Source organism: Curtobacterium sp. MCBD17_032, assembly GCF_003234855.1.
In the GTDB taxonomy this organism is placed as follows: Bacteria; Actinomycetota; Actinomycetes; order Actinomycetales; family Microbacteriaceae; genus Curtobacterium.
In genome coordinates this window covers 204,414-230,309 of record NZ_QKTO01000003.1, presented here as the reverse complement: position 1 = coordinate 230,309, position 25,896 = coordinate 204,414, and the positions used below count along the sequence as shown (strand labels likewise).

Sequence of the window (25,896 nt, the reverse complement as noted above, 5' to 3'; positions counted from 1 at the left end):
GCGCCCGTGCCTCGAACTCAGGATCGCCACCGAACGCATGCTCGACTCCTCGCAGACGCCCACGACCATCGACCGCGACGCCGACCAGGCGACGCCGTCCGTGCACCTGACGAGACGAGCTCGGATCGAAGCCGAACGTGCTGCCGCCGGGACGAACCGTCGCCGGAGCGACGCCGCCCGACCCGCGGCGTCCGCGTCGCAGGGCCCGTCGCAGGACGGGGTGCCCGTCACGCCGCCGGCGCCGTCGTCCCCGGTGCTGCCCGCCTCGAGCGTGGCCCCGCGCACGCCGCCGGCGCCGGCGTCGCCGATCGTGGCGCCGCAGGCCGCGTCCGGCCATGCCGCCGACCGCGTGGCCGCCGACCGCGTGGCCCCCGCGGAGCGGTCCGCCGCCGCGGAGCGTCCCGTCCGCCCGCAGCGTGCGACCGACGCGAAGCGCCGTGGACGCGGCGAGCGGTCGACCGGACCGAAGCGTGCTGCGACCACGGCGGCCCGGTCCGCCGGAGGGACGCCCGCCGTACCGACGATCGCCGACGGACCGCGCGTCGACCGGGCCACCCGGCACATCGCGCGCGCGACCCCGACCGCCCGGACGGGTCACGGTGCGTCCTTCCGTCGCACGGCCTCCGGCGTCACGGTGGTCGGCGCACTCCTCTTCACCGCCGGACTCGTCGTCTCGACGTCGCTGCCCGCGCAGGCGCTCTACGTGCCGCAGCCCGGCGCCGTCACCGTCCGCGCGTCCGTGCAGGACGTCCAGTCGCTCTCCGTGGGTGACGCCGTGGAGGGCTCGGTCGACCGTGATGCCTACACGGTCTCGCAGGCGCAGCGCGTCGTGCTCCCGAAGCCGAGCGCGGCCACGAGCGGTGTCGCCGGTGCGGCCGGTGTCGGCACCGCGGCCGGTACCAGCGTCGCCGGTGCGTCGTCCGGCGCGATCCGCTGGCCGTTCCCCACGGCCGTGCCGATCTCGTCCGGGTTCGGTGGTCGGCAGGTGGCCGGGTGCTCGTTCTGCTCGACCTTCCACCAGGGCGTCGACTTCGCTCCCGGGGCGGGGACGCCGATCGGCGTCGTGGCGGACGGCACCGTGATCAAGGTCCAGGCGAACGACGGCGCGTTCGGCAACGACGTCTGGGTCGAGCACGACGTCGCGGGCAAGAAGTTCGTCAGCGTCTACGGGCACATGCTCGACAACTCGTTCGAGGTCGTCCAGGGCCAGCAGGTGAAGGTCGGGGACGTCCTCGGCCTCGTCGGCAGCACCGGCAACTCGACCGGCCCGCACCTGCACCTCGAGATCCGCATCGACGGCGTCCCCGTGGACCCGCTGGCGTGGCTCGAGGCCAACGCGGAGTAGTCCGCACCGACACCGGCCGCGCGCACGTGGTGCGCCGTGACGGTGTCGACGAGGACGGCGCGCCCGGGCGTCGCGGTCGGTTCCGGACCAGCGTCCGGGGTCTGCTATCCTCGTGTGGTGCCGCTCGCGGTACTCGCCCCGATAGCTCAGTGGTAGAGCACTTCCATGGTAAGGAAGGGGTCGTCAGTTCAATCCTGACTCGGGGCTCCGACTCGCAGTGTGATCACTCTCGCAGTGCTGATCACAGCGGATCCCTGGCGGGGTAGCTCAGTTGGTTAGAGCACACGGCTCATAATCGTGGTGTCGCGGGTTCAAGTCCCGCCCTCGCTACCAGCGGTACCGGATCGATCGGTACCCGTGCAAGCACGCAACGCAACGACGGAAGCCCGGCGCACCAGCGCCGGGCTTCCGTCGTTCCCGACTGTCCGGCCGCTCGCCGCCCCGTGCGGGTCCCGCGCGTCACCGGTCGCGGATCGCGATGCCCGAGGTGTCCAGACGGTCCGTCCGGTGGAGCAGGACTCCACCCTCGTGCAGGCTCGCCTCGACCAGGGCGGCTGTCCGGTGCCAGGCAGCGCGACGACGGCGGGCGCCGATCGGACCGCCCGCGACCGCGGCGCCGTGGTCGGCGTGCCGCAGCGTCAACACCGCGTGTCCCGGGACCGACGACAGCGCGACCTCGTACCGACGGTACTGCCGCGCGGGATGCACGAGGGCGCCGAGGAGCGCGGTGAGGACGCGGTCGCCGCCCGACACGAGCAGTCCGTCGTGCCGGTGTGCGACCCGGTGCCCGTCGGCGCGCAGAGCGGAACCCACGAGTTCCACGGCGGTGCACCGGTCGTCCTCGCGCACCGCGTACTCGGTCGTCGTCTCCATGGCCACTCCCGCCGGACGCTGTGCGGTCGCCCCCCGACCGGTCCTGACAGCATAACCGATGCAAACTCATCTACACCGGGGCGTCGGAGGGGCTCGGTAGACTGCCGTGGTGTCAGTGAACCCCGAGCTCGTCGGCAGGACGTTCCCGCCGGCCCCGCCGTACCTGGTCGGTCGCGAGAAGGTGCGTGAGTTCTCCCGCGCCGTCTTCGCGACGAACCCGATCCACACCGACCCCGAGGCGGCCCGTGCGGCGGGTCACGCCGACGTGGTCGCACCGGCGACGTTCGCCGTCGTCGTGCAGGAGGCGACGCTCGCGCAGCTCCTGGCCGAGCCCGACGGCGGCATCGACTTCTCCCGTGTCGTGCACGGTGCGCAGGACTTCTCCCACGAGCGTCCGATCGTCGCCGGGGACGAGCTGACCGCGACGCTGCGGGTGACGAGTGTCAAGACCCTCGGCGGCAACGCCATGGTCACCGCCGAGTCCGTGGTCGTCGACGCGGACGGCGCACCCGTCGTGACCGCCACGTCCACCCTGGTCGTCCGAGGAGATGACGCATGACCGACACCACGGCCGGCCTCGAGGTCGGTGCGATCGTCGCCGAGCGGCAGGTCCACCTCACGCGCGACTCGCTCGTCCGCTACGCCGGCGCATCGGGTGACTTCAACCCGATCCACTACCGGGACGACGTCGCGGCCGAGGTCGGGCTGCCCGGCGTCCTCGCGCACGGCATGCTCACCATGGGCCTCGCGGTCCAGCCGGTGTCCGAGTGGCTCGGCGACCGCGGATGGGTCGCCTCCTACGGTGTGCGCTTCACCCGCCCGGTGGTCGTCGACCCCCGGGACGGCGCCGACGTCGGCGTGGTCGCGAAGGTCGGCACACTCGACGAGCAGGGGCGTCCGAGCCGCATCGACCTCACCGTGACCGCCGCCGGGCAGACCGTGCTCGGCAAGGCGCAGGTCACGGTGGCCTTCCGCTGACCGTGGCGGAGACGACGCTCGCCGAGCTCACAACGCTCCGCGTCGGGGGCCCCGCCGGCCGACTGCTCGTCGCCGAGACGACGGAGGACCTCGTCGCGCACGTCGTCGACGCCTGGTCGGACGACGACTGGCTCGTGGTCGGCGGCGGGAGCAACCTGCTCGTGGCCGACGGCGGCTTCGCCGGCACCGTCGTGGTCGTGCGCACACGCGGCGTCACGCACGAGGCGGACGCCGACGGCGTCACCGTCCGGGTGGCGGCGGGGGAACCCTGGGACGAGTTCGTCGCCACCACCGTCGCGCGCGGGTGGACCGGACTGGAGGCCCTCAGCGGCATCCCGGGCACGGTCGGTGCGTCCCCCGTGCAGAACATCGGCGCCTACGGGGTCGAACTGTCCGACGTGCTCACCGCGGTCGAGTTCCTCGACGCCGAGACCGGAGAGCGGTCGTGGGTGCCCGCGGCCGAGCTCGCGCTCGGCTACCGCACGAGCACGCTCAAGCACGGACGGCGCGGCGCCGTCCTGACGGTCGAGTTCCGGCTCGGGACCGCGACCACGGAGGGTGTCCCGGTGCGGTACGCCCAGCTCGCCGGGTCACTCGGTGTCGAGCTCGGCACGCGGGTCGCGCCGGCCGACGTCCGGGCCGAGGTCCTCCGCCTGCGCGCGTCGAAGGGCATGGTCCTCGACGACGCCGACCCCGACACGTGGAGCGCCGGGTCGTTCTTCACGAACCCGACCGTCTCGCGGGGCTTCGCCGAGACGATGCCGCTCGACGCACCGCGGTGGCCGGCGGGCGACGACGTGAAGCTCAGCGCCGCGTGGCTCATCGAACACGCGGGCGTGCACCGCGGCTACGGCGTGCCGGGGTCGTCCGCAGCGATCTCCACGAAGCACACGCTCGCCCTGACGAACCGCGGGGGAGCGACGGCGGCGCAGGTCGCCGAGCTGGCCCGCTACGTGCAGGTGACCGTCGCGAACCGCTTCGGCGTGACGCTGGTGCCGGAGCCGGTCGTCGTGGGGGACCTGCTCGACTGACGACCGTCGGCGGTCGGCCGGTAGCCGGCGCCTCGGCACGCTCCCGGTCGGCGACGGGCGTCGGGCGTCGGCGTCGGCGTCCTGCGTCCCGCCTCCGGTGGTCTGCGCAGGGCACGGACCGCGCCGGGCAGCGGCGTGCCTCCCGTCCGGCCAGCCGCGTCACGTCGACGCGTGTCGGACGACGGGATCGCCGGGCGCACGACGGAGCCTGAACGGCGATGCGCCCCGTCGGGACGGGGCGCATCGCCGTTCCAGGACCGCGACGCCGCGCGGGCGGCGGGGCCGACGTCAGCCGAACAGGCGAGCCAGACGGGCCACACCCTCGGCGATGTCGTCGTCACCGAGCGCGTAGGACAGGCGGAGGTAGCCGGACGGACCGAAGGCCTCGCCGGGGACGACCGCGACCTCGGCGTGCTCGAGGACGAGGTCGGCCAGCTCGAGTGTGGTCGTCGGCGTCGAGCCGGCCCACTCACGACCGAGCAGCGCCGTGACGTCGGGGTAGACGTAGAAGGCTCCCTCCGGCTCCGGCGTGACGAACCCGGGGATGGCGTTGAGACCGGCGACGATGGCCTTCCGGCGCCGGTCGAAGGCGTCGCGCATCGCGGTGACCGGCTCCTGCGGCCCGGTGAGTGCCGCGATCGCGGCGCGCTGGGAGACGTTCGACACGTTCGAGGACAGGTGCGACTGCAGGTTCGACGCGGCCTTGACGGCGTCGGTCGGGCCGATCATCCAGCCGACCCGCCAGCCGGTCATGGCGTAGGTCTTGGCGACGCCGTTGACCAGGATCGTGGTGTCTGCCAGGGCGGGCACCTGCTCGAGGACGCCGGAGAACCGGATGCCGTCGTAGACCAGGTCCTGGTAGATCTCGTCGCTGATGACCCAGATGCCGTGCTCGAGCGCCCACTCGCCGATCGCGCGGGTCTGCTCGGCGGAGTACACCGCACCGGTCGGGTTCGAGGGGGAGCAGAACAGCAGCGCCTTCGTCCGCGGGGTGCGTGCGGCCTCGAGCTGCTCGACGGTCACGAGGTAGCCCTGGTCGCTGCCCGCGAACACGTCGACGGGCACACCGCCGGCGAGACGGACCGCCTCGGGGTAGGTGGTCCAGTACGGCGCGGGCAGCAGGACCTCGTCGCCCTCGTCCACCACGGTCTGGAAGGCCTGGTAGACGGCCTGCTTACCGCCGTTCGTGACGATCACCTGCGCGGGGTCGACGGTGACGCCGGAGACGCGCGCCGCCTTGTCGGCGATCGCGCGCTTGAGCTCGGGGAGGCCGGTGGCCGGCGTGTAGCGGTGGTTCGCCGGGTCCTGTGCCGCGGCGACGGCGGCGTCGACCACGTGCTGGGGCGTGGCGAAGTCGGGCTCGCCCGCCGCGAAGGAGATCACGGGGCGTCCGGCTGCCTTGAGTGCCTTGGCCTTGGCGTCCACCTTGAGGGTCGCCGACTCGGCGATCGCGGCGATCCGCGTGGCGATGCGCGGCCGATCGGTGGACGCGGCTGCGTCGGGAGTCGGTCGGTCGGTGGGCTGAGGGCTGACGGCGTCGGTGCTCACGGGGCCAGCCTAGCGACGCGCCGCGCCGGAGCATCCGTCAAGTGGACACCGTTGCCGCGACTCCCGTACACTGTCCTGCGGCGGTCGAAGTCCGCCGGATCTCGCGCACCGGCGCAGATCCAATCGGTCCACATCGGACTGACGGACTCGCCGCCAGGAACAGCCGACACCCTCGCGGGCGGGACGTTCCGAAGGGCGGTGGCTCAATTGGTAGAGCAGCGGTCTCCAAAACCGCAGGTTGCAGGTTCAAGTCCTGTCCGCCCTGCACATCGGGAAGGGTAGAAGTGGCGAGCAAAGAAGTGGAGACGACCGACGACGTCGTCGCCCAGGCGAAGGTCGACCGCGCACAGCGTCGCGGCCCGTTCGCCGCGATCGCACTGTTCATCCGCCAGGTCTTCGGCGAACTGCGCAAGGTCGTCACCCCGACCCGCAAGGAACTCTTCAGCTACACGGGCGTCGTGCTCGTGTTCGTCGTCGTCATGATGATCCTCGTGTCGGTCCTCGACTTCGTGTTCGGTCTCGGCGTCGGCTACGTCTTCGGCAACGGCCCCACGGCCTGACCCAGGCGGCATGAACCCCGGCGCACCGGATCCCTGGCGCGCCCGGACTGACCGCAGGTCCGACCGCTCCGGTCCTCCTCGGGGTACGGTCTCCCGGAGACGGCGACCCGTTCCCCGCCCGGGACGTGAGCGCCAACCCGATCCGCACCATCGAACGGAAAGAACCGACTGTGTCTGACTACTCCCGCGACGACATCGACCTCGCGACCGCTGCCGAGCAGTCTTCCGAGGTCGAGGAGAACCAGGAAGGCGACGTCGAGACGAGCGAGCTCCGTTCGACCGACTCCGCCGAGGAGCGTGCGATCTCCGTCGACGACGAGGACGACGAGTCCCTCGGCCTGAGCGACGAGCCGGACGACGGCACGGTCGCCGCCGAGCTCGACGAGACGCTGGACGCCCTCGCCGAGGCCCGTGACCCCGAGGCCGACGCCGTGGTCGACGACGCACTCGAGATCGACTCCGCCGACGAGGCAGAGGCCGCGGTCGAGGCGGTGGAGGACGAGGAAGAGTCCGAGCTCGAGGACGAGAGCGCCGCCGAGGCGAACGAGACCCTCGCCGCCGAGGAGTCGGCCGACGCCCTCGGCGCGATCGCCCCCGAGTCCGAGGTCGACCTGGCGGACGACACCGAGGTGACCACCGCGGTCGAGACCGACGACGAGCCGACCGAGAGCGACCCGTACGACGCCTTCAAGGCCGAGCTCCGGATGAAGCCGGGCAAGTGGTACGTCATCCACTCCTACGCGGGCTTCGAGCGCCGCGTGAAGGCGAACATCGAGAACCGCATGGTCTCGATGTCGATGGAGGACTACATCTACCAGGCCGAGGTCCCGATGGAGGACGTCGTCGAGATCAAGAACGGGCAGCGCAAGCTCGTCACCCGCGTGCGCATCCCCGGCTACGTGCTCGTCCGCATGGACCTCAACGAGGACTCCTGGTCGGTCGTCCGGCACACTCCGGGCGTCACCGGCTTCGTCGGCAACGCGCACAACCCGACGCCGCTCCGGTTCGACGAGGCGTTCGGCATGCTGAAGTCGCTGGTGCAGGTCGCCGAGGCCGCGCCGACCAAGGGCGGTTCGAAGTCCGGCGGTGCCGCCCAGGCACAGCCGCAGGCCGAGGTCGACTTCGAGGTCGGCGAGACCATCACCATCAAGGAGGGCTCGTTCGCGGGCCTGCCGGGTTCGATCTCCGAGATCAAGCCGGAGAGCGGCAAGCTCACCGTGCTCGTCTCGCTGTTCGAGCGCGAGACGCCGGTCGAGCTCAGCTTCGACCAGGTCACGAAGCTCTAGTACCGGCAGACGTCGAGTACACTGTCTGAGTTTGGGTCCGCGCGCCTCGTGCGCTGCGGACCCGTGACCGCGATCCGGATCCGCCGGAGACGCGGGAGAGTGCACGGATCCCCGTGCGTTCGAATCCAGGAGGAAACGGAACATGGCACCGAAGAAGAAGGTCACGGGCCTGATCAAGCTGCAGATCAACGCGGGCGCCGCAAACCCGGCACCGCCGATCGGTCCGGCGCTGGGTCAGCACGGCGTGAACATCATGGAGTTCTGCAAGGCGTACAACGCCCAGACCGAGTCGCAGCGCGGCAACGTCATCCCGGTGGAGATCACCGTCTACGAGGACCGTTCGTTCACGTTCATCCTCAAGACCCCGCCGGCCGCTGAGCTCATCAAGAAGGCAGCGGGTGTGAACAAGGGTTCCGCGACGCCGCACACGGTCAAGGCCGGGCGCATCACCGCGGACCAGATCCGTCAGATCGCCGAGACCAAGCAGGCCGACCTGAACGCCAACGACATCGAGCAGGCGGCGAAGATCATCGCCGGCACCGCTCGTTCGATGGGCATCACGGTCGAGGCCTGAGCCTCACCCCGCACACCCCAGTACTCACCGTGGGAGAGCCGCGCCGGCTCGTGAACCACGTATCTCGCAAGGAGACCACCATGGCGAAGAAGTCCAAGGCGTACCGCGCCGCGGCCGCGAAGATCGAGGCCGACAAGTTCTACACCCCGACCGAGGCCGTCGCCCTCGCGAAGGAGACCGGTTCGGCGAAGACCGACTCCACCGTCGAGGTCGCGCTGAAGCTCGGCGTCGACCCGCGCAAGGCGGACCAGATGGTGCGCGGCACCGTCATCCTCCCGCACGGCACCGGCAAGACCGCCCGCGTCATCGTCTTCGCGACGGGTGCAGCCGCTGAGGCCGCCATCGCCGCCGGCGCCGACGAGGTCGGTGGCGACGAGCTCATCGCGAAGGTCGCCGAGGGGTACACCTCGTTCGACTCCGCGGTCTCGACCCCGGAGCTCATGGGCAAGGTCGGTCGTCTCGGCAAGGTCCTCGGCCCGCGCGGTCTCATGCCGAACCCGAAGACCGGCACCGTGACGCCGAACGTGGCCCAGGCCGTGAACGACATCAAGGGTGGCAAGATCGAGTTCCGCGTCGACAAGCACGCCAACGTGCACTTCGTCGTCGGCAAGGCCTCGTTCACCCCGGAGCAGCTCGACGAGAACATCACCGCCGCGCTCGACGAGGTCGTCCGCCTCAAGCCGAGCGCTGCCAAGGGCCGCTACATCATGAAGGGCGCCGTCTCGACGACCTTCGGCCCCGGCATCCCGCTGGACGTCAACGTCCTGGCCTGATCCACGGCTCCACACGAACGGCCCGCACCGCACGGTGCGGGCCGTTCGTCGTTCCGTGACCCCTCCTCCTGCCCGCTACCGTGGAGGGGTGCGGACCTTCGTGAACAGCCTGCGGCTCGTCGTCGCCGTCGTCGCCGTCGCCGCGGTGACGACCGACCTGCAGTGGGCGCTCCGCGACGACTTCGTGTTCTGGGACTTCTTCGGGTACTTCACGAACCAGTCGAACCTGCTCGTCGCCGCCGTGCTCACCCTGACCGCCGTCGCAGCCTTCGGCGATCGTCCGACCGGCCGACGGCTCGACCTGTTCCGCGGTGCGGCAACGGTGTACATCGCGACGACCGGGTTGGTCTACAACACGCTCCTGGCCGAGGTCGGTCAGCCGCTTGGGGCCTCGTGGTCGAACGACGTGGTGCACCGCTGGGTGCCGCTGGTCGTGGTGCTCGACTGGGTGCTGTTCTCCGACCGGAGCCGTCTGCTGTTCCGTGACGTGTGGTGGTTCCTCGTCTACCCGGCGGTCTGGCTCGTCGTCGTCGTCACCCGTGGCGCCACCGATGGCTGGGTGCCGTACCCGTTCCTCGAGCCGGCTTCCGGGTACGGGGCCGTGGCGCTGTACTGCCTGGGCGTCGCCGTGTTCATCGGGCTGATGGGCGTCGTCGTCGTGGCGCTCAGCCGGGTCCGGGTGGTCCGGGTCAGCGGGTCTCCCGCAGCCGGTCGAGCACGAGGTCGGCGAGCGCGATGAGGCCGCGGATGGCGTCGTCGTCACGGTCGATCCAGCGGCACTCCGGCTCGTCGGCGACCGGCACGAAGTCGTCGTGTTGCTCCCAGACGAACAGGGTGCGGTCCGCCCCGAGGACGTACTGCTGCCACCAGATCTGCCGCATGTAGTGCCGCGGGACGCGCTTCCACCCGGACGAGGTCGTCTTGATCTCGGCGAGGAGGAGCCGGCCGTCGCGGTCCTGGCCGACACCGTCCGGTGTCGCGAGGTGCGCCCGGTTCGTGGCTGCGTGGAAGAGGTGGGCCGACGGCAGGATCCCGTGCGTGGCGGCGACCCAGGAGGCGATGACCGGCTCCCGCTCCTTGCCGTGCTCGGTGTAGACGTTGCCCGCGAACCGCGAGCCGTAGCGCTTGTCCGCGACGACGGCATCGACGGCGCGGAGGGAGGCGAGCCGGGCGACGTCGGTCGCGGTGATGCCCATCGCCCGCGCGCGGAGCCAGGCGACGCGGTCCGAGGAGTGCGCGACGATGCGCTCGGTGTGCCCGCGCAGGGAGGTGAAGGCGTTGCGGTCCGACCGTGTCGGAGCCGCTGGCGACGTGCCGGAGCCGGGCTGGGCCTCCCACCCGTCATCCAGGTCGCCCCAGAGGGTGGGCTGCACGATCGTCACCCGACGATTGTCCACCCGACCACCGGCACCGGCGAAACCGGCGCGCGGCGGTTCCGGGGCCGTCGGAGGCGGACGGTCAGGAGACGAGCTGCCGGCCCTCGGCCAGGGTGACCAGTTCGTCCACACCTGCGGGGGAGAGGGCGTAGGCGATCGCCAGGGCGGCCGCGCCCTGCAGTGCGGCGATCGACCCGGCTCGGGACTGCGCGATGACGAGGTGTTCGGTCGCGAGTGGCATGGACCGGGAGTAGACGACCTCCCGGACGCCGGCGAGCAGGTGCTCCCCGGCCCGGGTGATCGAGCCGCCGAGCGCGATGACCGACGGGTTCATGAGCGAGACGCAGGTGGCGAGCACCTCACCGATGTCACGGCCGGCTTGTCGTACGGCGCCGATCGCGTCGATGTCCCCGCGGCCCACCAGGTCGATGACGTCGGCGCTGGTGTGCACGTCGTGTCCCTTGGCCCGGAGTGCTCGGGCGATCGCCGGGCCGGAGGCGACGGCCTCGAGGCACCCGGTGTTGCCGCAGTGGCACGGCACGTCTCCGGCGCGGGACACCCGGACGTGCCCGATGTCGCCGGCGGTGCCCTGTGCGCCGCGCTGCAGGCGCCCTTCGGACACGATGCCCGAGCCGATGCCGGTGGCGACCTTCACGAAGAGCAGGTGGTCGAGGTCGGGCCAGCCGTGTGCCCGCTCGCCGAGGGCCGCGATGTTGACGTCGTTGTCGACGAGCACGTGTGCGCGGACGTGCTGCCGGAGCCACCCGGGCACGTCGAAGCCGTCCCACCCGGGCATGATCGGCGGGTTCGCGGGACGGCCGGTGGAGAACTCGACGGGTCCGGGCAGACCGATGCCGATCGCGATGACGTCGTCGCGGCCTCGGCCGACCGAGTCGAGGAGTTCGTCGACGACGCCGGTCAACCACTCGAGCGTCGGGACGGGGCCTGCCGCGATGTCGATGCTGGCGTCGCGCGTCGCGAGCGGGGTGCCGACGAGGTCGGTCACCGCGACGCGGCCGTGCGAGGCGCCGAGGTCGGCGGCGACCACGAGGCGCGCCGCGGGACGGAGGGCGATCTGCGCGGGCGGACGTCCACCGGTGGACGCGGCGGTGTCGACGGCGCCGACGAGTCCGACGTCGACGAGGGCGTCGAGGCGCACGCCGATGGTCGAGCGGGCCATGCCCGTCAGGGCGGCGAGCTCGCCACGGGTCCGCGGCACACCGTCACGCAGGATCTGGAAGAGCTCACTCGTCCCGACCGGCGGCGACGTTGCCGTCCGAGTCATGTCGACCATGGTCGGAGTGAACCACACATCTTCCGAGCCACGCAACGAAGGTCGTCGAACTCGTTCGAACTTCTGCTTGACCGCCGACAAAAGCACCCATAGTGTGACGATCGGTCAGTGACGACCACGTCTCGATGAGGAGAACACACGGTGACCCAACCGCTCTCGGTCCAGCTGTACACAGTGCGTGACGCGCTGTCGGCGGACCTCCCCGGAACCCTGGCGACGATCGCCGACATCGGTTTCACGAACGTCGAACTCTTCGGCTTCGTCGACCGTGCCGACGAGTACGCGGCCGCGCTGCAGCAGGCCGGACTGGTCGCGCCGAGCGGGCACGCACGTCTCCTCGACGCCGGCGAGGAGGACCTCGAGCGCATCCTCGCCGCGAGCGTCACGGTCGGCCTCGGCACGCTCATCGACCCGCACGTCGACGAGGCCCGGTGGACCACCCGCGAGGACGTCGAGGCCATCGCCCGTCAGTTCAACGCGCTGGTCCCGCGCGCCGCCGACCGCGGCCTCGTGCTCGGGTACCACAACCACGCCTTCGAGTTCTCGAACCGCATCGACGGCACGAGCGCCTTCGAGGTCTTCGCCGGGGCACTCGCCGACGACGTCGTGCTCGAGCTCGACACCTACTGGGCCAAGGTCGGCGGAGACGACCCGGTGGCCGTGCTCGGCCGCCTCGGCGACCAGGTCCGCTTCCTGCACGTCAAGGACGGCGACGGATCGCACGACGACAAGCAGCAGGTCGCCGTCGGCAACGGCATCATGCCGGTCCGGGACATCGTCGCTGCCGCGCCCCAGGCCCAGCAGGTCATCGAGCTCGACGACCACGACGGCGACGTCGTCCAGGCCGTCCGCGACTCGTACGCCTTCCTCGCGGGAGCGCACGCATGAGCGCCGGGGGGCGCGTCGGCGTCGGGGTCATCGGTGCCGGGGTCATCTCCGACCAGTACCTGTCGAACCTCACCGTCTTCCCCGACGTCGAGGTGCTGTTCATCGCCGACATCGACCTGCCCCGGGCAGCGGCCCAGGCCGAGAAGTGGGGCGTCGCGGGTTCCGGCACGGTCGAGGAGCTCCTGGCGATCGACGACATCGAGATCGTCGTGAACCTCACGATCCCGGCCGCGCACGTCGAGGTCGCGCTGCAGGCCCTCCGCGCCGGCAAGCACGTCTGGGGCGAGAAGCCCTACGCGCTCGACCGGCAGAGCGCGGCGGAGCTGCGCGACGCCGCGGTCGCGGCCGCCCGCACCGTGTCGGTCGCACCGGACACGTTCCTGGGGGCGGGCCTCCAGACCGCACTCCGGACGATCCGCGACGGCCGCATCGGCACGCCGCTGAACGGGCTGACGCTCTTCCAGAGCCCCGGCCCGGAGTCCTGGCACCCGAGCCCCGAGTTCCTCTTCGCTTACGGTGCCGGCCCGCTGTTCGACATCGGCCCGTACTACATCACGACCCTCGTGCAGGCGTTCGGACCCGTCGCGAAGGTCACCGCGACCGCGTCGAAGTCCCGCGCCACCCGCACGATCGGCTCGGGCCCGAAGGCCGGCACCGAGTTCCCGGTCGACGTCCCGACGAACCACTCGGCACTGATCCAGTTCGAGAACGGCGGCAGCGCACAGAGCGTGTTCTCGTTCGAGTCCGACCGCGGTCGCACCGGCTTCGTCGAGATCGCGGGGGAGACCGGCACGGTCGTGTTCCCGGACCCGAACGAGTTCGACGGCGACACCGAGCTGTACGCGCTCGGCGCCGAGGAACCCGAGACGATCCCGGCCGTCGGGTCCACCTACTCGCGGGGGACGGGCGTGGTCGACCTGGCCCGCTCCCTCCGTGCCGGCGAGGGGAACCGGGTCCCCGGCGCCCTCGCCTTCCACGTCCTCGACGTGATGGTCTCCATCGCCGAGGCCGCCGAACGTGGTGAGACCGTGCTCGTCGAGAGCACCGTCGAGCCCTCCCCGACCCTCCCCGAGGGTTGGGACCCCGCGGAGCAGACCCTGGTCTGACCAGCCTGCCCGACCTCCACAGCAGCACCCAGCACGATCCAGCACCACCCTCCTGCACCATCTCAACGACGAGAAAGTAGAGAGTCATGCGCACTGCCATCCGCGCACTGGCCATCACCGCGGCCGCGGCACTCACCGTGTCGGGCCTCGCCGCCTGCTCCTCCGGGTCCTCCGGCGCATCGGGCGACTCGAAGACGCTCACCTACTGGGCGTCGAACCAGGGCACCTCCCTCGAGCACGACAAGGAGGTGCTGACCCCCGTCCTCGAGAAGTTCACCGACGAGACCGGGATCAAGGTCGACCTCCAGGTCATCGGGTGGAACGACCTGCAGACGAAGATCCAGACCGCCGTCACCTCGGGCCAGGGCCCGGACGTCGTCAACATCGGCAACACCTGGGCGACCTCGCTCCAGGCCACCGGCGCCTTCCAGGAGTTCGGCGACGCCGAGATGAAGGCGATCGGCGGTGCCGACAAGTTCGGCAAGGTCGCGCTCTCCACCGGTGGCGCGCCCGGGCAGACCGTCACGAGCGTCCCGCTCTACGGCCTCGCCTACGGCCTGTTCTACAACAAGCAGATGCTCGCGGACGCCGGCGTCGAGCCGCCCACCAACTGGGAGGACCTCGTCTCGGCCGCCGAGAAGCTGACGACCGACGGCAAGTACGGCTTCAGCCTCGCCGGTGGTTCCTACACGGAGAACTCGCACTTCGCGTTCATCAACTCGGCGCAGAACGGCGGCGAGTGGTTCGACGGGGACGGCCAGCCGACCTTCACCTCGAAGGAGAACGTCGAGGGCATCAAGCGCTACCTCGACCTCATGCAGGAGAGCAAGGCGGCCAACCCGTCGAACGCCCAGTACGACAACGCGAACCAGTCGGTCGCGGACTTCGCGAACAAGAAGGCCGCGATGATCCTCAACCAGAACAACGCGAACACCACGATCGAGTCGCTCGGCATGAAGGCCGACGAGTTCGGCGTCGTGCCGCTCCCGGCGCCGACCGGTGGCGAGGACATCGCCAGCTTCCCGGCCGGCATCAACCTGTCGATCTTCAAGAACACCGACAACAAGGACGGCGCGCTGAAGTTCGTCAAGTACATGACGAGCATGGACACGCAGACGACGCTCGACAAGCCGTACTCGGCCCTGCCGGTGCTCGCCGAAGCTGCTGACTCCGTCTCGGACGAGCAGACGAAGACGTTCCTCGACATCTACAACAACAAGGCGAAGCCGCTCCCGCTGGTCCCGGCCGAGGACCAGTTCGAGTCCACGGTCGGCAAGGCGATGAACGAGATGTTCGCCAAGATCGCCACGGGTTCGACGGTGTCCGAGAAGGACATCAAGGACGCCCTGCAGACGGCTCAGGACCAGGTCTCCCAGGCCGCAGGTTGACCTGACGGGAGGCCCGGCACGCGTCCGACAGGTCGCGTGCGGGCCTCCCGCCCCCCTTCTCGAACCCTCCAACCCAGCCGGAAGGCCTGCCCATGTCCACGACGGTCCTGCCAGACTCCGAGGCCATCGACCTGACGCACACCAAGGCGCCGACCCTCTCGGGCCCGTCGCCCCGCGGGAAGCGTCGCATCACGTGGCTCCCGTACGCGCTCGTCGGTCCCGCGATCCTCTTCGAGCTGCTCATCCACATCGTGCCGATGCTCGTCGGCATCTGGATCAGCTTCGTGCAGCTCACCAAGTACTTCATCGCGAACTGGGGCGCCGCACCGTTCGCCGGCCTCCGGAACTACTCCGTCGCGGTGGACTTCGACCAGGCCATCGGTCGTGGGCTGCTCAACTCGTTCCTCATCACCTGCGCGTTCACGATCCTCGTCGTGGGACTCTCGTGGGCGTTCGGCATGGCAGCCGCGGTCGCACTGCAGAAGCCGTTCGCCGGCCGCGGGCTCTTCCGCACGCTGTTCCTCATCCCGTACGCGCTGCCGATGTACGCCGGTGTCATCACGTGGAAGTTCATGTTCCAGCGTGACTCCGGCGCCATCAACCACATCCTCGTGGACCAACTGGGGCTGTTCGGCAGCAGCGCACCGTTCTGGCTCATCGGCAACAACGCCTTCGTGGCCGTCGTCGTCGTGGCGATCTGGAAGACCTGGCCGTTCGCGTTCCTCATGCTCATGGCGGGCCTCCAGTCCGTGCCGGCGGACGTGTACGAAGCCGCCTCGGTCGACGGTGCCAAGCCCTTCCGGCAGTGGCGCTCCATCACGCTGCCGATGGTCCGACCGGTCAACGTCACGCTCGTGCTCGTGATGTTCCTCTGGACGTTCAACGACTTCAACACGCCGTTCGTGCTGTTCGGGTCGACCGCCCAGCCGCCGGCCGCGGACCTGCTGAGCTTCCACATCTACAACGCGTCGTTCATCACCTGGAACTTCGGCTCCGGTGCCGCGATGAGCGTGCTGCTCCTCCTCTTCCTGCTCGTCGTCACGGGCATCTACCTGGCCGTCACCAACCGGAGGTCCGTCCGTGCGTGAAACAGTGGGCGCCAAGTCCTTCAAGATCGTCGTCCTCGTGCTGCTCACCGTCTTCACGGTCGTGCCGCTCTACGTGATGATCACCACGGCGATGAAGCCGCTCGGCGACGTGCAGGACGACTTCACGTGGATCCCGTCGAACATCACCATCCAGCCGTTCATCGACATGTGGTCGACGGTGCCGCTCGGTCGGTACTTCGTCAACTCGCTCGTCGTCTGCACGATCGCGACGGTGTTCTCGCTGATCATCGCGACGTTCGCCGCCTACGCGGTCTCGCGGTGGAACTTCCGGGGCAAGAGCGCCTTCACCACCACGGTGCTCTCGACCCAGATGTTCCCCGGCGTGCTGTTCCTGCTGCCGCTGTTCCTCATCTTCACGAACCTCGGCAACTCGCTCGGCATCCAGCTCGTGGGCAGCTGGCTCGGGCTCATCATCACGTACCTGACGTTCACGCTCCCGTTCTCGATCTGGATGCTCGCGGGCTACTTCGAGACGATCCCGCGTGAGCTCGACGAGGCCGCGATGGTCGACGGGTCGGGGCCGATGGGCGCCCTGTTCCGGATCATCCTGCCGTCGGCGCGTCCGGGTCTCGTCGCGGTCGGCATCTACTCGTTCATGACCGCGTGGGGCGAGGTCCTCTTCGCCTCGGTCATGACGAACGGCCTCGGGTCGACGCTCGCGGTCGGTCTGCAGCAGTACTCGACGCAGACGAACGTGTACTGGAACCAGATCATGGCGGCCTCGCTCGTCGTGTCGATCCCGGTCGTGATCGCGTTCCTCGTGGTCCAGCGCCAGTTCGTCGCCGGCCTGACGGCCGGCGCGGTGAAGTAGCCGCGACCCCCCTTGACGGGAGGTGCTGTGCGGGTCGGACCCGCACCGCACCTCCCGTCCGTGTTGCCCGACGAGACGACAGGATGGACGCATGACGGAGACCCGGGGGCGGCAGCTGCTGCCCGGACAGACCAGCCGCGTGCATGTGTACGACGTCGCGGGACGGAACACCCGCCTCGTCTTCGAGTCCCGCTCCGTACTCGTCGAGGCGCCGAACGTCCTCGACGCGGACACCCTCGTGCTGAACGGCGACGGCGACCTGTGGCTCCTCCCGGTGCCGCCGCCCGGGACGGTGCTCGACGAGACCGCACTCGTGCCGGTGCCGATGGACGGTGTGCCGGAGATCAACAACGACCACGTGCTCGATCCGTCGGGGGATTCGGTCGTGGTGAGCGCCCGCGACGGTGAGCTGTACCGCGTGCCGCTGCCGGCGGGCGGTCCCGGTACCCGGATCACCGACACGGCCGCGGCCCTGCCCGTGGTGCGGAAGTACTACCTGCACGGCATCGCTCCCGACGGTTCCGCCCTCGCCGCGATCGTGGGCGAACGGACCGAGGACGGCGTGTGGACGACGGACGTCGCACTCGTCGACCCGGTCACCGGTGCGACCACCTTCGTGACCCGTGACGAGCACCCCGACGACGGCTGTGCCTGGACGCCGGACGGTCGGACGCTCCTGTTCAACACCGAGCGGTTCACACCCGGCACCGCACAGCTCGCGGCGCTGCGGACCCGACCGGACGGAGCCGGAGCGACCGATCCCGTGCCGATCACCGGCGACGAGCGGGTGAACTGGTTCCCGCACGTCTCCCCGGACGGCGCGCACCTGCTGTACCTGTCGTACGAGCCGGGCGTGCAGGGACACCCGGCCGACCACCGCGTGGAACTCCGGCTGCTGCCCGGGGTCCTGGCCTCCGGGGCACGCATCGCGGTCCTGCCGGAGACGCTCGTGGCACTCGACGGCGGCCAGGGGACGGTCAACGTCCCGCCGTGGGCGCCGGACTCGTCGTGGTTCGCCTACTGCGACTACCCGGTCGCCGACTGAGCGCCAGCCGCCGCCGTCGCCCGTCGGCCGCCTGCCGAGTGGGCACGACACCCCGCTCAGGTCCGTCGAGGTGTCACGTCCTGTCGCTCGCGGCGCGCCGGGGACGACAGGACGTGACACCTCGACGAGCGGCCCCGGGCGGGTCCGGCCACGCCCGGACCGGCCCGGGGACGACAGGACGTGACACCTCGACGAGCGGCCCCGGGCGGGTCCGGCCACGCCCGGACCGGCCCGCTCGGCTACACGTCGCGCACGCGACCCTGCGTGATGTGCAGCCGTCGCTCCGCGCGCCGGGCCACCGCCGAGTCGTGCGTCACGATGACGACCGTCAGGCCACGGTCCCGCCACTGCCGCTCGATGAGGCCCATGATCTCGTCGCGCGTCCCTTCGTCGAGTGCCCCGGTCGGCTCGTCGGCGAGGAGCACGCTCGGGTCCTTGACGAGCGCGCGGGCGATCGCGACCCGCTGCTGCTGCCCGCCGGAGAGCTCCGCCGGTAGGTGGTCGAGGCGCTCGCCGAGGCCGACCCCGTGCAGCGCAGAGGCCGCCCGCTCCCGGACCTCGGCCCGTGACCGGTTCGCGACCGACCCGGCGAACGCGGTCTCCACGTTCTCGAGCGCCGTCAGCGTCGGGATGAGGTTGAAGCCCTGGAACACGAAGCCGATCTCGGTCGCCCGAACGTCGGTGAGTGCCCGGTCGCCGAGCGTCGCGAGGTCCCGGTCGCCCAGCTGCACCGACCCGGTGCTCGGCCGGTCGAGCGCGCCGAGCATCTGCAGCAGCGTCGACTTGCCGCCACCGGTCGGCCCCTGCACGGCGACGAGCTGCCCCTGCGGGATCTCGAGGTCCACCCCGGCCAGGGCGGTGACGGTCCGGTTCTTCTGCCGGTAGGTCTTCGTCACGCCCGACAGTCGGTACGCGGGCCGGGAGGCGGTGGGCACGTCGCCCCGGGTGGGCGCGCTCTCGGTGGTGGTCATGGGTGCTCCTGGGGCAGTCGTCGCGGGTGCTGGTGTCGATGTCGGGGAGGTGGGACGTCGCGGCATCACGCCACGCTCCGCAGCGCTTCCGCGGGGCGCAGACGGGAGGCCCGCCACCCCCCGACCGCGCCGGCGAGCAGCCCGCCGAGGACCGCCAGTCCGATCGCGAGCAGGACGACCTCGACGGTGACCGGAGCGTGCAGGACGACGTCCGTGGTCGCCGCCGTCTGCCCGCCGCCGCCGAAGCCGCCCGCGGGGGCGCCTCCGGTCGTGCCGCTGCCAGCCGCTGCCGTCGCTGCGGCACCCCCCGCGCCGGGTCCACTCCGGGTGCTGCTGGCGGCGCTCGCCGAGACCGTGGGGGCGATCACGTTCACGACGAGGATGCCGACGAGTCCGGCTGCTGCGCCGATCACGCCGCCGATGAGCCCCTGGACGAGGGACTCGCCGGCGACCTGACGGGTGATGCGGCCGTTCGACCACCCGATCGCCTTGAGCGTGCCGAACTCACGGGTGCGGCGGGTGACGCCGGAGATGGTGAACAGGATCGCGATGAGGAAGGCCGCCGCCAGGACGACGATCGACAGCCACCGACCGAGGTTCGACACGAGGGTCGACGCCGTCGCGAGGGAGCCGGACACGCTCGAGGCGAGGTCGGACTCGGTGGAGACGGTCGCGTCGGACAGCTCGTCCTGCAGCGCGGTCTTCACCGTGGCGACGTCCGAGGACGACCCGGCGGAGACGTACACCGAGGTCACCTCACTGTCGAGGTCGGCGAGGTCCTGCGCGGTGTCGAGCGGGACGTACGTGTTCGATCCCGTGGTCGACGCGGAACCGGTCGAGGCGACGATCCCGATGACGTCGAAGTCCTCGCCGCCGATCGAGATCGTGTCGCCGACGGCCTTCGACTCGCTCGTCGCGTACGCGGAGTCGAGCACGACGACGTCCTCGCCGGCGTCCGCCTCGGTGAAGGTGCGGCCCTTCGTGGTCTCGGTGCTGGTGAGCGGGCCGACCGTGTCGCCGGACACCGGGATGCCGGTCACGGTGAACGATTCGACGCTGAACGAGCCGCCGCCGAACCCGCCACCGCCCTGGCCACCGTCACTCGGCGGGGCACCCTGCGCCGCACCGCTGCTGCTGCTGTCGCTGCCGTCGGTCTGCTGCACCTGACCGGAGAACGTGCTGTTCTCGAGTGTGAGCACGCCCGTCGCGGCCGCCACGCCGTCGGTGCCGGCGACCGTCTCGACGTCCGTGGCGCTCAGGGTCCCGGCTCCACGGGAGACGGCCAGGCGGGACTGGGACAGGTCCGTGGAGCCGTCGTCGTCGGTCGAGCCGCCGTCGGACGAGTTCCCGCCCGACGGGTCAGCGCCGAAGTCGAACGACGGCCGTCCGGTGCTGCTCGACGTGGGGGTCTCGGTCTTCGTGACGGTGATGTCGGTGCCGACGCCGTACACGGACTGCAGGACGCTCGCCTGTGCGGACTGCACACCGCTCGCGATGGAGGACACGATCACGACGAGCGCGATGGCCAACGCCATCCCGACGGCGATGACGACCGTCTGCTTCCTGCGGTTCGTGAGCTCGCGCCTGAGGTAGGTCAGGAACATGGTTCTCCTCGGTGGGGGCCGGCTCGGGACGCCGACCGCGCGGACCGCGCGGCGGGGCCGACGAGGAGAACCTAGGGAGGGACGCCATGCGTGCCCGTTCCGTTCCCTATGAGGTCCGCAAGTCGTTCAGGACGCGTCGCCGTACGTCCGCCGCAGGTGCTCCGCGTACCCGCCGGGCGTCCGGCCGTCGAACCGACCGCTCGTCACGACCGGGAGGACCGTGGTCGCGTCCACCCGCAGTCCGAGCGTCCGGGCACGGGCGACGAGCCGGACGTCCTCGTGCTCCCGCACCGGGTCGAAGCCGCAGACGGTCCGGTAGGCGTCGGCACGGATCCCGAGGTTCGCACCGTGCACGTGCCCGAGCGCCGCGCCCGGCGGATGCGTCGCCTGCCACCGGGCGAACACGACCGGGTCGAGGTCGACCGGGTCCGGGACGACGGCCCCGACCAGGAGGTGCGCGCCGTCGGCGAGGGCGTCGACGTGCTGGACGAGCCACCCGGTCGGCACGCGGGAGTCGGCGTCGGTGTGTGCGAGCCAGTGCCGGTCGGCCGCCGCGTCCTCCGCGCCCGTCCGGGCGAGCGCGTGCGCGGTCCCGAGCGCGCGGGCACGGCCGACTCCGACGTGGTCGGTGCGCAGCGCGTCGAGCCACGTCGCGCTCCCGCCGCGCGCAGCGGCGTGCACGAGGGCCGGGGTGTCGTCGGTGCAGCCGTCCAGGACGACCGTGACGTGGGCCCGCGTGCCCGGACGCGTCCGGTGCAGCAGTGTGACGGCCGTGGACAGGGCCTCCAGGCAGGCGGCGATCCGCTCCGCCTCGTCGTGGGCCGGCACGACGACGTCGAGCCGGGTCGTCACCGGACGAGTCCCTCGGCGCGCGCGACGCTCGTGACGGCGGCGCCGGGCAGCACGCTCAGGACGAAGTCATCCTCGACGTGCCGGACGAGCGCCGGCCGCGGCCACCGGGCGGCGAGCTGCGCGTCGACGGTGTCGCCGTCGGACACCGCGTCGTCATCCGGGTGCCGCCAGTGGCAGGCGAGGAGCACGCCGTCGTCATCGAGGGACGCGAGGACCCGGTCGACGGTCGCGTCGAGGTCCGCGGGGGAGAGGTAGTACCCGACCTCGGAGACGACGACGAGGTCCCACCGGCCGGACGGCCACTCGGCGGGCATGGCGGCCTGCACGAAGCGGGCGGCGGGTGCCCGCAGGCGTGCTCGCTCGAGCGGCGCGGCCGAGATGTCGGTACCGAGCACCACGTCGGCACGCTCGGTCAGCGCTGCGGTGAGCACGCCGGTCGCGCACCCGAGCTCGAGGGCGGACCGCCAGCGCCGTCGGGGCAGCGCGGCCAGGGTCACGGCGCGCTTGCGCTGTTCGTACCAGGAGCCCTCGAAGTCCCACCCCTCGGGCTTCCGGTCGTAGTGCGCGTCGAACGAGGCCCGGGAGCGAGACGCGGTGCTCCCGACCGTGTCCGCGACGAACCACTCCTCGGCGCGGAGGTGGTGCCGGGCGTGCCGGTCGTCGACGACGGCCTCGTCGTCGGGGATTCCGGGTGCGACCCCTCGCCGCGGCTGACGAGGACGACGTGCACGGGGAGCCCGCGGTCGGCCGCGATCGCGATGAGACCACCGGCACCGAGGGTCTCGTCGTCCGGGTGCGGTGCGACCACGAGCACGGACGCGACACCGCCGAGGTCGAGGTCGAGCGGCGCGGCTCCGGTCCGGTCGAGCACGGGCGACCAGTCGTCGGGGTCGGTGCCGGGGGCCCGGTGGTCGAAGCTCACCACGCGACGCCGCCCCGCTCGAGCACCATCCGGCCGATCCGGGCGAGGTCGCGGTCGCCGTGGTCCTGCAGCACGTACAGCTCGAGGTCGGCGACCCGGGCGGCGACGGCCGGGTCACCCGCCAGCGGACCGGGGCCGATCGTGTGGACGACGCGGGTGCGGACGGCGTCGACGGCACGGCGGACCCGGGAGCGGACCACCTGTGCGAGGAGGGACCAGTCGGGCTCGGCGGAGGTGGTGTCGTCCGCACGCGCGTCGATCCGTCGCGCGGCGCCGGCGAGGGCGTCCTCCGCCTCGGCGAGGTCCGCGACGACGGCGCCGAGCGCGGCCCGGAGCAGGTCGCTGTCCGGTCGTGCGGCGGCGTGCGCACGGAGGACCCGCGCGAGCCCCACCGCGCCGCCCCACCAGCAGGCGGCGACACCGATGCCACCCCAGGCGAAGCCGGGACGACGGAGGTACCAACCGGCGTCGCCGACCTGCCGCGCGGGCACGCCGGAGAAGTCGACCGGACCACTCGGCACGTCCGGCAGCCCTCGGGCAACCCAGGCCTCGTCGTGCGCGCGGACCCCGTCCTGCCGGAGGTCCACCGCGACGAGTTGTCGGTCGTCCCCGACGTGCACCGTCACGAGGGCGTGGGACAGGGTCGAGGCGAGCGAGCACCACGGCTTCGTGCCGTCGAGCACGAGGGTCCCGTCCGCCGTCGGGCCCGGACGGGCTTCGAGGCGGAGGCCCGGGGCCTCTGCCGCGAACACACCCCACGTCGAGCCCGGGGGAGCGTCCACCCCGGCCTGCGCCAGGATCGACAGGGCGTCGAGGTGCGGCTCGACCGTCCGTGCCGTGGCGACGTCGGTGGCGGCGACGACCGCGAGGGTCGCGAAGACGCGTCCCGCGGTGCCCGCCGTGAGCGGCGGGGTGGCCGACGCGACCGCACGCGTGAGGGCGAGGCGGTCCGTCGGGGCCGGGTCGGGCCTCCCGCGGAAGTCGTCGCCGGGGCAGCGACGACGGCGGCGATCGCCTCGGTGTCGACGCGGCGGGCGTCGACGGGCCAGGCAGGGGAAGCCAACATCGGAGGTCACGGTAACGACGTATGATCCGGATCGCGAGGTCGATCCACAGTGCGCACTGGGACGCACCACAGACGGCTCATAGGAAGCTCTCGATACTCGAAGTCGTGACGATCTCCCAGCCCTCCGCAGCACCACGCCTCACCCGCGCCGACGGTTCTCCGTTGCGCATCCTCGTCGTCGACGACGAAGCGAGCCTCACCGATCTGCTCTCGATGGCGCTCCGCTACGAGGGCTGGGACGTCCGGAGCGCGAACGGCGGGCAGGACGCCCTCACGACGGCCCGCGAGTTCCGGCCCGACGCCATGGTGCTCGACGTGATGATGCCGGACCTCGACGGGCTGCAGGTGCTGAGCCGACTGCGGCAGAACAACGACGACACCCCGGTGCTGTTCCTCACCGCGAAGGACTCCGTCGAGGACCGCGTCACCGGGCTCACCGCGGGCGGGGACGACTACGTCACGAAGCCGTTCTCGCTCGAGGAGGTCGTGGCGCGCCTGCGCGGACTCATCCGTCGGTCCCAGATCTCGATCAGCGAGGCCGGGGACTCACGCATCGTCGTCGGCGACCTCGTCCTCGACGAGGAGTCGTACGAGGTGTCCCGCGCCGGTCGTCCGATCGAGTTGACGGCGACCGAGTTCGAGCTGCTCCGGTTCCTCATGCGCAACCCCCGACGCGTGCTGTCGAAGGCGCAGATCCTGGACCGCGTGTGGTCGTACGACTTCGGTGGCAAGTCGTCGGTCGTCGAGATCTACATCTCCTACCTGCGGAAGAAGATCGACGCCGGCGAGCAGCCGATGATCCACACCGTGCGCGGTGTCGGGTACGTCATCAAGCCGACCGCCTGACGCGGGCCCGCGCATGACCCTCCGGCGTCGCCTCGTCCTGAGCATCGTGGCACTCGTCGTCGCCGTCAGTGCCGTGATCGGGGGCGGCAGCATCATCGCCCTGTTCTCCATCCAGCGCTCCGCGATCGACGAACAACTGCAGTACGCGACGAGTCGCGCCCAGCGGTCCGTCGAGCAGGAGGGGCCGAACGGCGCCGAGTTCGGTCGCCCCTCGGGCCAGGCGGCCGGCACGTTGACCGTGTACGTCCTCGACGGCAACGTCGTCGTCGGCAACGTGCTCGACAACGCCGGACGGGTCGACCGGCTGCGGGCGGACGTGGTCGACCCCCTCGGCGCCCTCCGGCTCGACGGACGGGCGCACACGATCGACCTCGGTGCCGACCTCGGGCGCTACCGGGTCACGGCCGCCACGGTCGGGCCGGCCGTCCTCGTCGTCGGGCTGCCGCTCGGCCCGGTCTACGAGAGCGTGTGGAAGCTGTTCGGGGTGGTTCTCGTGGTGACCGGGCTCGCGCTGCTCGCCGCGACCCTCGTCGCCACGGCCGCGGTCCGCCGTGCCCTGCGGCCGCTCGACCGCGTCGCCGAGACCGCCTCCGCCGTCGCCGGGATGCCGCTCGACCGCAGTGACGCGCTCGTCGGCGTCCAGGTGCCCGACGCTGACCCCACCACCGAGGTGGGCCGCGTCGGCACGGCGTTCAACCGGATGCTCGGACACATCGCGGCCGCGATGCAGGCGCGCGAGCGCTCCGAGCAGAAGGTGCGCCAGTTCGTCGCCGACGCCTCGCACGAACTCCGGACGCCGCTGGCGTCCGTCCGCGGGTACGCCGAACTCACCCGACGGATGGGCGGGGACCTCCCGCAGGACGTCGTGTACGCGATGAGCCGCATCGAGTCCGAGTCGATCCGGATGACCTCCATGGTCGAGGACCTGCTGCTCCTCGCCCGGCTCGACGAGGGCCGGGAGATCCAGTTCACGGACGTGGACCTGACCGGCCTGGTACTCGACGCGGTCAACGACGCCCACGCCGCGTCGCCCGACCATCCGATCGAGGTCGACCTGCCGGACGAACCCGTCGAGGTCGTCGGCGACGCTGCCCGGTTGCACCAGGTGATCGTCAACCTCGTCACGAACGCCCGCACCCACACACCCGACGGCACGCGCATCACCGTGGGCCTCGCTCCGGTACCGCCGGCGGACGGTGGCGGCGTCGACCTGACGGTGCGCGACGACGGGCAGGGCATCGACCCGGCCTTCCTGCCGAAGCTCTTCGAGCGGTTCGCGCGGGCGGACAGCTCGCGCTCCCGGACCGCCGGGTCGACGGGACTCGGCCTCGCGATCGTCGACGCGGTCGTGCAGGCCCACGGCGGACGGGTCGACGTGACGAGTCAGCCGGGGGACACCGTGTTCACGGTGCACCTGCCGGCCCGGACGCGGACGTCGACGGTCGCACCTGCGGGTTCCGGGACGTGACCCTGGTGTGGTACGGTCTTCTCAGCCAAAGACCGCTGGTCGTCGCTGCCGTGCTCATGCATGGACAGTGACCGAAGGTCCTCGTCACGAGGCAGCCCGCGCAGGTGTTCAGAACCACTCCCACACATCGTGCGGGAGCAGCTCCGAGCCTGTGCGCCGGAGCTTTCTTCATGTGCGGGTTG

27 protein-coding genes and 3 tRNA genes are annotated in these 25,896 nt (G+C 71.3%); 20 read left to right on the top strand and 10 right to left on the bottom strand.

Going from position 1 to position 25,896, the window contains the following annotated elements; all coding sequences use genetic code 11:
* The first annotated feature begins 37 nt into the window (after window positions 1–37).
* The 3 genes from DEI91_RS06530 (at window position 38) to DEI91_RS06520 (ending at window position 1,678) form a co-directional block, all read left to right on the top strand.
* Window positions 38–1,345 carry a M23 family metallopeptidase gene (locus tag DEI91_RS06530; protein WP_111051504.1) on the top strand — a complete coding sequence of 436 codons (1,308 nt, stop codon included), beginning with the start codon at window positions 38–40 and terminating at the stop codon, window positions 1,343–1,345.
* Window positions 1,346–1,480: 135 nt separating this feature from the next.
* Window positions 1,481–1,552, top strand: a tRNA-Thr gene (locus DEI91_RS06525).
* A gap of 49 nt (window positions 1,553–1,601) precedes the next feature.
* Window positions 1,602–1,678 (top strand) — tRNA-Met (locus tag DEI91_RS06520).
* Between the two features lie 126 nt (window positions 1,679–1,804).
* Here the strand turns inward: DEI91_RS06520 and DEI91_RS06515 are convergent.
* Window positions 1,805–2,218, bottom strand: coding sequence for a hypothetical protein (locus DEI91_RS06515; protein WP_146244225.1), 414 nt, complete (start codon window positions 2,216–2,218; stop codon window positions 1,805–1,807).
* Between the two features lie 109 nt (window positions 2,219–2,327).
* On the opposite strand from DEI91_RS06515, the gene DEI91_RS06510 reads away from it, so the two are divergent.
* Genes DEI91_RS06510 through DEI91_RS06500 form a run of 3 tightly spaced genes read left to right on the top strand, consistent with a single transcriptional unit; the run spans window position 2,328 to window position 4,227 of the window.
* Window positions 2,328–2,777 (top strand): MaoC family dehydratase N-terminal domain-containing protein, encoded by a 450-nt coding sequence (locus tag DEI91_RS06510; protein ID WP_111051705.1) that lies wholly within the window; start codon window positions 2,328–2,330, stop codon window positions 2,775–2,777.
* The gene (locus DEI91_RS06505; RefSeq protein ID WP_111051502.1) at window positions 2,774–3,196 is read left to right on the top strand and encodes a MaoC/PaaZ C-terminal domain-containing protein; all 423 of its coding nucleotides are present in this window, start codon (window positions 2,774–2,776) and stop codon (window positions 3,194–3,196) included. The genes DEI91_RS06510 and DEI91_RS06505 overlap by 4 nt, the downstream gene beginning before the upstream one ends.
* A gap of 2 nt (window positions 3,197–3,198) precedes the next feature.
* Window positions 3,199–4,227, top strand: a complete 1,029-nt coding sequence (locus tag DEI91_RS06500) for a UDP-N-acetylmuramate dehydrogenase (RefSeq protein ID WP_111051501.1) — start codon at window positions 3,199–3,201, stop codon at window positions 4,225–4,227.
* Between the two features lie 288 nt (window positions 4,228–4,515).
* Here DEI91_RS06500 and DEI91_RS06495 read toward each other — a convergent pair whose 3' ends face one another.
* Window positions 4,516–5,697 carry a pyridoxal phosphate-dependent aminotransferase gene (locus DEI91_RS06495; RefSeq protein ID WP_111051704.1) on the bottom strand — a complete coding sequence of 394 codons (1,182 nt, stop codon included), beginning with the start codon at window positions 5,695–5,697 and terminating at the stop codon, window positions 4,516–4,518.
* A gap of 270 nt (window positions 5,698–5,967) precedes the next feature.
* Between DEI91_RS06495 and DEI91_RS06490 the strand changes: the two genes are divergently transcribed.
* The 6 genes from DEI91_RS06490 to DEI91_RS06465 all read left to right on the top strand — a co-directional run bounded on the left by DEI91_RS06490 (window position 5,968) and on the right by DEI91_RS06465 (window position 9,707).
* Window positions 5,968–6,040 (top strand) — tRNA-Trp (locus DEI91_RS06490).
* A 19-nt stretch (window positions 6,041–6,059) separates the two neighbouring features.
* A complete protein-coding gene (gene secE / locus DEI91_RS06485; protein ID WP_110824628.1) occupies window positions 6,060–6,335 on the top strand; it encodes a preprotein translocase subunit SecE in 276 nt (91 codons plus the stop codon).
* 170 nt (window positions 6,336–6,505) lie between these two features.
* Window positions 6,506–7,621: a transcription termination/antitermination protein NusG gene (gene nusG / locus DEI91_RS06480; RefSeq protein WP_111051500.1), complete on the top strand. Its 1,116-nt coding sequence runs from the start codon at window positions 6,506–6,508 to the stop codon at window positions 7,619–7,621.
* A gap of 142 nt (window positions 7,622–7,763) precedes the next feature.
* Entirely contained in the window at window positions 7,764–8,195 is a 432-nt protein-coding gene (rplK, locus tag DEI91_RS06475; protein ID WP_111051499.1) for a 50S ribosomal protein L11, read from the top strand.
* 80 nt (window positions 8,196–8,275) lie between these two features.
* Window positions 8,276–8,968, top strand: coding sequence for a 50S ribosomal protein L1 (gene rplA / locus DEI91_RS06470; RefSeq protein ID WP_110824625.1), 693 nt, complete (start codon window positions 8,276–8,278; stop codon window positions 8,966–8,968).
* Between the two features lie 88 nt (window positions 8,969–9,056).
* Entirely contained in the window at window positions 9,057–9,707 is a 651-nt protein-coding gene (locus DEI91_RS06465; protein ID WP_111051498.1) for a Pr6Pr family membrane protein, read from the top strand.
* Here DEI91_RS06465 and DEI91_RS06460 read toward each other — a convergent pair.
* Both DEI91_RS06460 and DEI91_RS06455 read right to left on the bottom strand, forming a co-directional pair.
* Window positions 9,658–10,350, bottom strand: coding sequence for a YqaJ viral recombinase family protein (locus DEI91_RS06460; RefSeq protein WP_111051497.1), 693 nt, complete (start codon window positions 10,348–10,350; stop codon window positions 9,658–9,660). The two genes, DEI91_RS06465 and DEI91_RS06460, sit on opposite strands and share 50 nt — an antisense overlap.
* 76 nt (window positions 10,351–10,426) lie before the next feature.
* Window positions 10,427–11,638, bottom strand: a complete 1,212-nt coding sequence (locus DEI91_RS06455) for an ROK family protein (protein ID WP_375537671.1) — start codon at window positions 11,636–11,638, stop codon at window positions 10,427–10,429.
* Between the two features lie 141 nt (window positions 11,639–11,779).
* On the opposite strand from DEI91_RS06455, the gene DEI91_RS06450 reads away from it, so the two are divergent.
* The 6 genes from DEI91_RS06450 (at window position 11,780) to DEI91_RS06425 (ending at window position 17,985) form a co-directional block, all read left to right on the top strand.
* Entirely contained in the window at window positions 11,780–12,526 is a 747-nt protein-coding gene (locus tag DEI91_RS06450) for a sugar phosphate isomerase/epimerase (RefSeq protein ID WP_111051496.1), read from the top strand.
* The gene (locus tag DEI91_RS06445; RefSeq protein WP_111051495.1) at window positions 12,523–13,632 is read left to right on the top strand and encodes a Gfo/Idh/MocA family protein; all 1,110 of its coding nucleotides are present in this window, start codon (window positions 12,523–12,525) and stop codon (window positions 13,630–13,632) included. Before DEI91_RS06450 ends, DEI91_RS06445 begins: the two co-directional genes overlap by 4 nt.
* A gap of 86 nt (window positions 13,633–13,718) precedes the next feature.
* Window positions 13,719–15,020, top strand: coding sequence for an ABC transporter substrate-binding protein (locus DEI91_RS06440; RefSeq protein ID WP_111051494.1), 1,302 nt, complete (start codon window positions 13,719–13,721; stop codon window positions 15,018–15,020).
* 92 nt (window positions 15,021–15,112) lie between these two features.
* Window positions 15,113–16,108 (top strand): carbohydrate ABC transporter permease, encoded by a 996-nt coding sequence (locus DEI91_RS06435; RefSeq protein ID WP_111051493.1) that lies wholly within the window; start codon window positions 15,113–15,115, stop codon window positions 16,106–16,108.
* Entirely contained in the window at window positions 16,101–16,940 is an 840-nt protein-coding gene (locus DEI91_RS06430) for a carbohydrate ABC transporter permease (protein ID WP_111051492.1), read from the top strand. The genes DEI91_RS06435 and DEI91_RS06430 overlap by 8 nt, the downstream gene beginning before the upstream one ends.
* 91 nt (window positions 16,941–17,031) lie before the next feature.
* On the top strand, window positions 17,032–17,985 hold the full coding sequence (locus DEI91_RS06425) for a PD40 domain-containing protein (RefSeq protein WP_111051491.1): 954 nt from the start codon (window positions 17,032–17,034) through the stop codon (window positions 17,983–17,985).
* A gap of 239 nt (window positions 17,986–18,224) precedes the next feature.
* Here the strand turns inward: DEI91_RS06425 and DEI91_RS06420 are convergent, their stop codons facing one another.
* The 6 genes from DEI91_RS06420 to DEI91_RS16635 form a co-directional block, all read right to left on the bottom strand.
* Window positions 18,225–18,956 carry an ABC transporter ATP-binding protein gene (locus tag DEI91_RS06420; RefSeq protein WP_111051490.1) on the bottom strand — a complete coding sequence of 244 codons (732 nt, stop codon included), beginning with the start codon at window positions 18,954–18,956 and terminating at the stop codon, window positions 18,225–18,227.
* Between the two features lie 65 nt (window positions 18,957–19,021).
* Window positions 19,022–20,560, bottom strand: a complete 1,539-nt coding sequence (locus DEI91_RS06415; RefSeq protein ID WP_111051489.1) for an ABC transporter permease — start codon at window positions 20,558–20,560, stop codon at window positions 19,022–19,024.
* A gap of 126 nt (window positions 20,561–20,686) precedes the next feature.
* Window positions 20,687–21,412: a glycosyltransferase family 2 protein gene (locus DEI91_RS06410; protein ID WP_111051488.1), complete on the bottom strand. Its 726-nt coding sequence runs from the start codon at window positions 21,410–21,412 to the stop codon at window positions 20,687–20,689.
* Complete coding sequence (locus DEI91_RS16645; RefSeq protein WP_258374312.1) at window positions 21,409–21,909, bottom strand: class I SAM-dependent methyltransferase; 501 nt, start codon at window positions 21,907–21,909, stop codon at window positions 21,409–21,411. Before DEI91_RS16645 ends, DEI91_RS06410 begins: the two co-directional genes overlap by 4 nt.
* Window positions 21,906–22,220 carry a PIG-L deacetylase family protein gene (locus DEI91_RS16640; protein WP_258374343.1) on the bottom strand — a complete coding sequence of 105 codons (315 nt, stop codon included), beginning with the start codon at window positions 22,218–22,220 and terminating at the stop codon, window positions 21,906–21,908. Before DEI91_RS16640 ends, DEI91_RS16645 begins: the two co-directional genes overlap by 4 nt.
* Before the next feature lie 110 nt (window positions 22,221–22,330).
* On the bottom strand, window positions 22,331–23,410 hold the full coding sequence (locus DEI91_RS16635) for an acyl-CoA dehydrogenase (protein ID WP_258374311.1): 1,080 nt from the start codon (window positions 23,408–23,410) through the stop codon (window positions 22,331–22,333).
* 95 nt (window positions 23,411–23,505) lie between these two features.
* On the opposite strand from DEI91_RS16635, the gene DEI91_RS06400 reads away from it, so the two are divergent.
* Together DEI91_RS06400 and DEI91_RS06395 are read left to right on the top strand one after the other, a co-directional pair.
* Window positions 23,506–24,246, top strand: a complete 741-nt coding sequence (locus DEI91_RS06400) for a response regulator transcription factor (RefSeq protein ID WP_181439510.1) — start codon at window positions 23,506–23,508, stop codon at window positions 24,244–24,246.
* A 13-nt stretch (window positions 24,247–24,259) separates the two neighbouring features.
* Window positions 24,260–25,714 carry a HAMP domain-containing sensor histidine kinase gene (locus DEI91_RS06395; RefSeq protein ID WP_111051487.1) on the top strand — a complete coding sequence of 485 codons (1,455 nt, stop codon included), beginning with the start codon at window positions 24,260–24,262 and terminating at the stop codon, window positions 25,712–25,714.
* The last annotated feature ends 182 nt before the right edge of the window (window positions 25,715–25,896 follow it).